The sequence below is a fragment of the Streptomyces sp. NPDC034037 genome (genome assembly GCF_055575715.1).
The window spans coordinates 22,160-31,818 of sequence record NZ_JBVISC010000016.1 but is presented as its reverse complement, the minus strand read 5'-3'; the positions used below and the strand labels follow the sequence as shown (position 1 = coordinate 31,818).

The following is a 9,659-nucleotide window of genomic DNA, read 5'->3' as shown; positions in this document are numbered from 1 at the left end:
TGTTCGTTGGCGCTTGCTGGTGGTGTGACGGTGATGGCGTCGCCGGGGATGTTTGTGGAGTTCAGTCGTCAGCGGGGGTTGGCGGCGGATGGGCGCTCGAAGGCGTTCGCGGCGGCGGCGGATGGTACGTCGTGGGCTGAGGGTGCGGGGATGTTGTTGTTGGAGCGGCTGTCGGATGCCCGTAAGAACGGTCACCCGGTGCTTGCTGTGGTGCGTGGTTCTGCGGTGAATCAGGATGGTGCCTCGAATGGGTTGACGGCGCCGAATGGTCCCTCCCAGCAGCGGGTGATCCGTCAGGCGTTGGCGGATGCGGGTGTGTCGGCTGCTGAGGTGGATGTGGTGGAGGCGCATGGGACGGGGACGCGGTTGGGTGATCCCATTGAGGCGCAGGCCATTTTGGCGACGTACGGTCAGGGACGGCCGGAGGGCCGTCCGTTGTGGCTTGGGTCGTTGAAGTCGAACATCGGTCATGCGCAGGCGGCTGCGGGTGTGGCTGGTGTGATGAAGATGGTGTTGGCGTTGGGGCATGGGGTGTTGCCGCGGACGTTGCATGTGGATGAGCCGACGCCGGAGGTTGACTGGGCTGCTGGTGCGGTGGAGTTGTTGACGCGGGAGCGGGTGTGGGAGAGCGATGGTCCGCGTCGTGCGGGGGTGTCTTCGTTCGGTATCAGTGGGACGAACGCGCATGTGATCATCGAGCAGGCCCCTGACCCGGCCGACCCGGCCGACCCGGCCGAGTCGGTTGACGTGGAGCAGGCGGAACCGACGGAATCGGGTGTGGGTTCCTCGGTGGTGCCGTGGGTGGTTTCCGGCCGTGGTGTGGAGGCGTTGCGGGGGCAGGCGGGGCGGTTGCTGGCGCATGTTGAGGCGCGTGGTGAGTTGTCGCCGGTGGATGTGGGCTGGTCGCTGGTATCGGAGCGGGCGGAGTTCGAGAACCGGGCCGTCGTGGTCGGCGGGGACCTGGACGCACTGGTGTCCGGAGTCGGCGCCCTGGCGCGGGGCGAGATCGCCTCTGGAGTGGTGACCGGTCCGGCCGAGGGCGTGACACGGACGGCTGACCGTGTGGTGTTCGTCTTCCCGGGTCAGGGTTCGCAGTGGGCCGGTATGGGTGCCCGTCTGCTCGGTGCTTCTCCGGTGTTCGCGGAGGTGATGAACGAGTGTGCGGTGGCGCTCGCACCGTATGTGGACTGGTCGTTGCTGGATGTGGTGCGGCAGGCGGATGGTGCTCCCTCGTTGGAGCGGGTGGATGTGGTCCAGCCGGTGTCGTTCGCGGTGATGGTGTCGCTGGCCGCGTTGTGGCGTTCGTATGGTGTTGAGCCGGCTGCGGTGGTGGGGCATTCGCAGGGGGAGATCGCGGCCGCGTATGTGGCGGGTGCGCTGTCCCTGCGGGATGCGGCGAAGGTGGTGGCGCTGCGTTCACAGGCGATTGCCGGTGGGTTGGCGGGGCTTGGCGGGATGATGTCGGTGGCGTTGCCGTTGGTGGAGGTGGAGTCTCGGCTTGAGGCGTTCGGTGGCCGGGTCGAGGTCGCGGCGTTGAATGGTCCGGCGTCGGTGGTGGTGGCCGGTGATCCGGACGCGTTGGATGAGTTGCTGGCCCAGTGCCAGGCTCAGGGGGTCCGGGCGCGCAAGGTTCCGGTGGATTACGCGTCGCACACTTCGCACGTGGAGCGCATCGAGGGCGAGCTGGCAGGGCTGCTGGCGGGGATCGAGCCGGCGTCGGCCCAGGTCCCGCTCTATTCCACGGTGACGGGTGAAGTCATCGACACCGCTGGCATGGATGGCGCGTACTGGTACCGCAACCTGCGGCACACGGTTCGTTTCGAGGAGACCATCGGCACCGTTCTGGAGGCAGGTGACGCGGTCTTCATCGAGGTGTCCGCGCACCCAGTCCTGGCGGCTGCTATGCAGGAGACCGCCGAGGCCCGTGGCATGGACGGCGTGGTGGCGCTCGGCTCGCTGCGGCGTGACGAAGGCGGTCTCGACCGCTTCCTCACCTCACTCGCCGAGGCCTACGTCCAGGGCGTGACTGTGGACTGGGGTGCGGCCTTCGCCGGCGCGGGCGCATCCCGCGTCGAGCTGCCCACGTACGCCTTCCAGCGCCGGCGCTACTGGCTGGAGACCCAGACCCGCCCCGGCGCCGCCCATGAGCGCGAGGCGGACGAGGTGGAGGCGCGCTTCTGGGACGCCGTGGAGCGCGAGGACCTCCAATCCGTCGTGACCACACTCGACATCTCCGGCGAAGAGCCCTTCAGCGCGGTCCTGCCCGCCCTGGCGTCCTGGCACCGGCTGCGGCAGGAGCAGTCCAAGCTCGACGGCTGGCGCTATCGGATCACTTGGCAGCCGCTGGAGAAGACGCCGGACTCGGCACTGTCCGGGACCTGGCTGGCGGTCGTCCCCGCCACGCACGCCGAGGACGAGTGGGCCGCCGAGGCCGTCCAGGCGCTGGGCTCCCGAGGGGCACGCACCATCCGCCTGATCGTGGCCCCAGACGCCGACCGGCAGCGGCTGGCCCGGCAGTTGTCCGAGGCGGTCGAGAGCACGCCCGTCGCCGGCGTCCTGTCCCTGCTGGCGCTCGACGAGACCGCGCACCCCCGGCACGGGGGCGTGCCGTCCGGCCTGGCAGGCACCTTGAATCTGCTGCACGCGCTGGAAGACGCGGGTGTCGAGGCACGGCTGTGGTGCGGCACGCGCGGCGCTGTCTCGGTCGGCCGCACCGACCGGCAGACGGGCATCACACAGGCCCCGGTGTGGGGCTTCGGCCGGGTGGCCGCGCTTGAGCACCCTGAGCGGTGGGGTGGCCTGATCGACCTTCCCGAGACGTGGGACACACGGGCGCGGGAACGGCTGTGCGCGGTGCTCGCCGGTGCCACGGCGGGCGCCTCGGTCGAGGACCAGCTCGCGATCCGCCCGGCGGGTGTGTTCGTACGCCGTCTGGCGCGCGCCCCCCGGAGCGCGACGGCGCGCGGTGAGTGGAAGCCGCGGGGCACGGTCCTGGTCACGGGCGGTACGGGCGCGCTGGGCGGCCGCGTGGCCCGCTGGCTGGCCGGGCACGGAGCCGAGCACCTCGTGCTGACGAGCCGCAGGGGCTCGGACGCCCCCGGCGCGGCCGAGCTGACCGCCGACCTCACCGGACTGGGCGTCGGGGTGACGGTGGCCGCGTGCGACGTGTCCGACCGGGCCGCGCTCGCCGAGCTGCTGGCATCGATCCCCGACGACCGCCCGTTGAGCGCGATCGTCCACGCGGCCGGAGTGCTCGACGACGGGGTCATCGAATCGCTGACCGTCGAGCATCTGGAGCGGGTGCTGCGTTCCAAGGCGGTCGCCGCACGCCACCTCGACGAGCTCACCGAGCACCTGGAACTCGACGCGTTCGTGCTCTTCTCCTCGGTCGCGGGCGCGCTGGGCAACGGCGGTCAGGCCGCCTACGCGGCAGCCAACACCTACCTCGACGCGCTCGCCCTGGACCGCCGGCAGCGCGGCCTGCCGTCGGTGGCCCTGGCCTGGGGCACGTGGAGCGGTGGCGGCATGGTCGGCGGTGCGATCGACGACCGGATGAGCCGTCGTGGCCTGAGGTCGATGGCGCCCGAGGTGGCCATCGAGGCGCTCGGCCAGGCGGCCGACCGCGATGAGCCGTTCCTCGCGGTGGCCGACATCGAGTGGCCGCGATTCGCCGCCGAGTTCACCGCGACCCGTACGAGCCGGCTCTTCGACGAGCTGCCCGAGGCCCGAACGGGCCGTGGCACCGGCGAGGGCGACGCCACCGAGTCGCACTCCGGCTCGGGGCTCGCCGGGCGGCTGGCCGGCCTCGCGCCGGTCGAGCAGGAACGGCTGCTGCTCGAACTGGTACGTAAGCACGCCGCCGCCGTGCTCGGGCACGCCGAAACGGACGCGGTCGCCGCCGGACGCGCCTTCAAGGACCTCGGCTTCGACTCGATGCGGGTCATGGAGCTGCGCAACCGCCTGAACGCCGCCACCGGTCTGCGACTGGCCACCGGCGCCGTCTTCGACCACCCCACGGCCACCCTCATGGCCCAGCACCTGCGGACGGAGCTGGTGGGCGACGCGGCGGCGGCCGAGACCGCCGCTCCGGCACCGACCCCCGTGGCACTGCCCGCAGACGACGAGCCGATCGCGATCGTCGCGATGGGCTGCCGCTTCCCCGGCGACGTCAGCACGCCCGAGGAGCTGTGGCAGCTCCTCGCCGAGGGCCGCGACGTGATCTCCCAGCTGCCGACCAACCGGGGTTGGGACGTCGAGGGGCTGTACGACCCCGACCCCGAGCAGCCCGGCAAGAGCTACACCCGCGAAGGCGGCTTCCTGCACGACGCCGCCGAGTTCGACCCCGGGTTCTTCGGGATATCGCCGCGCGAGGCGCTCGCGATGGACCCGCAGCAGCGGCTGCTGCTGGAGACCTCTTGGGAGGCGCTCGAGCGGGCCGGTATCGACCCGGAGTCCCTCAAGGGCAGCATGACCGGCGTCTTCGCCGGAATGACCTATCAGGATTACGCCGCACGACTGCACGAGGCCCCGAACTCCGTCGAGGGCTATCTGCTGACCGGCAAGTCCTCCAGCGTCGTCTCCGGGCGCATCGCGTACGTCCTGGGTCTGCAAGGGCCCGCCATCACCGTAGACACGGCGTGCTCGTCCTCGCTGGTCACCCTGCACCTGGCCGCTCAGGCGCTGCGCCAGGGCGAGTGCTCGCTGGCACTCGCGGGCGGCGTCACGATCATGGCCGCGCCCGGCATGTTCATCGAGTTCAGCCGCCAGCGCGGCCTTTCGGCCGACGGCCGCTGCAAGGCGTTCTCCGCGGAGGCGGACGGTACGGGCTGGGGCGAGGGCGCCGGCATGCTGGTGCTCGAGCGGCTCTCCGACGCCCGTCGCCACGGGCACCCGGTGCTCGCGGTCATCCGGGGCAGCGCGATCAACCAGGACGGCGCCTCCAACGGCCTGACCGCCCCCAACGGACTCTCACAGCAGCGGGTGATCCGTCAGGCGCTCGCGAACGCGCGGCTGACGGCCGCCGATGTGGACGCGGTGGAGGCGCACGGTACGGGCACGACGCTCGGTGACCCGATCGAGGCCGAGGCGCTCCTTGCCACGTACGGTCAGGACCGGCCGGAGGACCGGCCGCTGTGGCTGGGCTCGCTGAAGTCCAACATGGGCCACCCGCAGGCCGCCGCAGGCGTCGCCGGTGTGATGAAGATGGTGCTGGCGATGCGGCACGGCGAGCTGCCGCGCACCCTGCACGTCGAGGAGCCCTCCCCGAAGGTGGACTGGGAGGCCGGCGCGGTCGAGCTCCTCACCGAACAGCGGGAGTGGCCGGAGACCGGACGGCCGCGCCGGGCGGGCGTCTCCGCCTTCGGTGTGAGCGGTACGAACGCGCACGTCATCTTGGAGCAGGCGCCGGTAGTGGCCGAGGAGCCCGCGGCGCCGGCGGTGGCGCTTCCGGTGGTGCCGTGGGTGGTGTCGGGGCGTGGTGCCCAGGCGCTTCGGGGTCAGGCGGCCCGGCTGTTGTCGCGTGTTGAGGGTGATGCTGGGCTGTCGCCGGTGGACGTGGGCTGGTCGCTGGCGTCCGCGCGTTCTGCTTTCGAGCACCGGGCTGTGGTGGTCGGTGACGGTCGGGATGCTCTGCGGGTCGGGTTGGGTGCGTTGGCGCGGGGTGAGTCGGCTCCTGGCGTTGTCGTTGGTCAGGGTGTGGGTTCGGGTCGGTTGGCGGTGTTGTTCTCGGGCCAGGGCAGTCAGCGGGTCGGAATGGGCCGTGAGCTGTACAGCCAGTTCCCGGTGTTCGCGGACGTGTTTGACCAGGTGTGTGGGCTGTTGGACCAGGAGCTGGCGGGGCATGTGGAGTGCTCGGTTCGTGAGGTGGTGTTCGGGGATGCGGGTCTGCTGGGTCAGACGGTGTTCACGCAGGCTGGCCTGTTCGCGGTTGAGGTGGCTCTGTTCCGGCTGGTCGAATCCTGGGGTGTTGCACCCGACTTTGTGGGTGGGCATTCCATCGGTGAGGTTGCGGCGGCTCATGTGGCCGGGGTGTTCTCGTTGGAGGACGCGGTCCGGCTGGTGGCGGCTCGTGGCCGGTTGATGCAGGCACTTCCCACCGGCGGGGCGATGATCGCCCTCCAGGCCACCGAAGCCGAAGTCACACCTCTCCTGGCCGAGTACAGCGGGCGGATCGGCATCGCGGCGATCAACGGGCCGACCTCCGTGGTCGTCTCCGGTGACGAGGATGCCGCTCTCGCCGTCGCGGAGACGCTGCGCGGTCAGGGGCGTAAGACCAAGCGCCTTGACGTCTCGCACGCGTTCCACTCACCGCGCATGGCCCCGATGTTGGACGACTTCCGTGGGGTTGCCGAGTCCCTGACCTATGACGCGCCCCGCATCCCCGTCGTCTCCAATGTGACCGGCAAGCTGGCCACGTCCGACGAGCTGGGTTCGGCCGAATACTGGGCCCGCCACGTCAGGGAAGCAGTCCGCTTCGCGGATGGCGTGGCCGCCCTTGCCGAGCAGGGCATCTCGACGTTCCTCGAACTCGGCCCCGACGGCGTGCTGAGCGCCATGGGCGCGGAGTCCGTAAGCGGTGGAATGTTCGCACCCGTGCTGCGCTCCGCTCGGCCCGAAGCCGAGACGCTGCTGTCCGGCCTGGCGCAGGCGTGGGCCCATGGCGTGGCCGTGGACTGGGCCGCGTTCTTCGCCGGTGCGGGCGCCTCGCGCGTCGATCTGCCGACGTACGCCTTCCAGCGCGAGCGCTACTGGCTCGACACGTCCTCCGCCGCGGACGACGCCGCTGCCGCCTCCGGACTCGGCCTGGGTTCGGCCGGGCATCCGCTGTTGGGTGCGGCGGTTGAGCTGCCGGACTTCGAAGGGGTTGTGTTCACGGGTCGGTTGTCGTTGCGGTCGCATGGTTGGCTGGCCGATCACGCGGTGGGTGACACGGTGTTGCTGCCGGGGACGGCGTTCGTCGAGTTGGCGTTGCGTGCGGGTGATGAGGTCGGCTGTGACGTCGTCGAGGAGTTGACGCTCCAGGCGCCGTTGGTGCTGCCCGAGCGGGGTGGGGTGCGGTTGCGGCTGACGGTCGCCGAGCCGGACGACGCGGGCCGCCGCACCCTGAGCGTCCACTCCCGCCTGGAGGACACCGCGTTCGACGAGCCGTGGACCTGCCACGCCACGGGCGTGCTGGCCGAGGGCACGGAGCGGTCCGGGGAGGACCTGACCGTATGGCCTCCGGAGGGCGCGGTCGCGCTGGACACCGACTCGCTCTACGAGGACTTCGCCGCGGTCGGCTACGACTACGGGCCGGCCTTCCGGGGCCTGCGGGCGGCCTGGCGGCGCGGGGACGAGATCTTCGCCGAGGCCGTGCTGCCGCGGGAGCAGCAGGCGGAGGCGGCTCACTTCGCCATCCACCCGGCACTGCTGGACGCGGCGCTGCACGGGCTCAGGCTGGGCGCGTTCTTCGGCGACCCCGACGAGGTCCGGCTGCCGTTCACCTGGACCGGGGTGGCGCTGCACGCCACAGGAGCCCCCGTACTGCGCGTGGCTCTCAAGCCGTCCGGGCAGGACGCGGTGTCCGTGGCGGTGGCCGACGGAACCGGTGCGCCTGTGGCCTCCCTCGACTCGCTCGTACTGCGGCCGATCGACCCCGCCCAGCTCGGCGCGGCACAAGGCGGGTCGAACGACGACTCGCTGTTCCGTGTCGGCTGGACGGCCCTGCCCCCGCACCCGCGGGGCACCGGCGCGGCCTGGGCCGTGGTCGGTCCCGACGAGTTCAAGCTGAGTGTGGAGCTGGGCGGCGGCGAGGCGGAGGTGGCGGTGCACGCCGACCTGGCCGCGCTGGCCGACGCGATCGAGGCGGGCGCGCCGGCCCCGGACGCCGTGTTCGTGGCCTGCACCACCGGCCGAAGGCCGACGGACGCCGGACTCACCACGGTGGCGAGCGACGTCCGTACAGCCATCGGAAACGCCCTGGAGCTCGTACGGTCCTGGGTGGACGACGAGCGGTTCGCGGCCACGCGGCTGGTGTTCCTCACCCGGGGCGCCGTCGCGACCCGGTCCCCGCAGGAGATGACCGACCTGGCGAACGCGCCGCTGTGGGGGCTGATCCGCTCGGCGCAGTCGGAGAACCCCGGCCGGTTCCTGCTCGTCGACATGGACGAGGAAGAAGCGTCGTGCCTGGCCCTGCCCGCCGCCGTCGAGGCGGGAGAGCCGCAGCTCGCCCTCCGCGGGGGCGAGCTCCTCGCCCCCCGGCTGGTCCGAGCCGGCACGACCGCCGAAGGCGCGGGCCTGACCCTCGACCCGAGCGGAACGGTCCTCGTCACCGGCGCCACCGGCACACTGGGCGGTCTGGTCGCCAGGCACCTGGTCACCGAGCACGGCGTACGGCAGCTGCTGCTGACCAGCCGCCGTGGCCCGGACGCCGAAGGCGCCGCCGACCTCCAAGCGGAACTGACGGCACTCGGCGCGAGCGTGACCGTCGCCGCCTGTGACACGGCGGACCGGGAGCAGCTGGCCCGGGTGCTGGCCGCGGTGCCGGCCGAGCACCCGCTGAAGGCGGTCGTGCACGTGGCCGGTGTCCTGGACGACGGGGTCATCGCGACGCTCACCGCGGAGCGGATCGACCGGGTGCTGCGCCCGAAGGTGGACGCGGCGCTCCACCTGCACGAGCTGACCCTGGACCTGGATCTGGACGCGTTCATCCTCTTCTCCGGGGCCGCGGGCACGTTCGGCACCGCCGGTCAGGCCAACTACGCGGCGGCCAACGTCTTCCTGGACGCCCTGGCCCACCACCGCCGTTCGCTCGGCCTTCCGGCCGTGGCGCTCGGCTGGGGCCTGTGGTCCGAGCGCAGCAGCATGACCGAGCACCTGGACGACAGCGCGGTCAAGCGGTTGGCCCGCATGGGCATCGCGCCCCTGTCCTCCGAGCAAGGCCTGGCGCTCTTCGACGCGGCGGGTGGACTGGACGAGGCCGTGGTCCTGCCCGTACGGCTGGACATGGCCGCGCTGCGCGCCCGCGAGGACGTGGAGGAGAGCGCGCCGCTGCTGCGCGGGCTGGTCAAGCCGGTCGCCCGCAGGGCCGCGAGCGGCGGCACGACAACCGCCGGGGCCACGGGGGCCCCGTCGCTGCGCGACCGGCTCAGCGGGCTGAACGAGGCGAAGCAGGACCGCGTACTGCTGGACCTGGTGCGCGGCCACGTGGCCGGAGTGCTCGGGCACACGCGGCCCGAGGCGGCGGACGCGGGGCGGTCATTCAAGGAGCTCGGCTTCGACTCGCTGACCGCGGTCGAGCTGCGCAACCTGCTGAACGAGGCCACGGGGCTGCGGCTGCCGGCCACGCTGGTCTTCGACTACCCGACACCGGGTGCGATCGCGGAGTTCCTCAAGGCCGAGATCGGTCCGGCGCAGAACGCGGAGTCCGCGGTCGGCCTGCGCGAGCTCGACGCCTTCGAGTCCGCGCTCGCGGCGCACGACGCGCTGCCCGAGCCCGTCCAGGAGCGTCTGCGGGAGCTGCTGGCGAAGTACGGCATCCACTCCGGTGGGCCGGCCGGTGGGCCGGACGACTCGGTGGTGGACCAGATCGAAGAGGCATCCGACGAGGACCTCTTCAGCTTCATCGATGAGCAGCTCTGAGCAGCGACCTGTTCTGTTGCGACCCGCTGTGGCGTGAATTC

Annotated in this window: 1 protein-coding gene; it reads left to right on the top strand. The window is 71.7% G+C overall.

Features of this window, described 5'->3' with window-relative positions:
* A partial coding sequence (locus ACZ516_RS33765; RefSeq protein ID WP_469013598.1) for a type I polyketide synthase occupies nt 1–9,618 on the top strand: 9,618 nt, incomplete at its 5' end.
* Nucleotides 9,619–9,659 lie beyond the last annotated feature (41 nt).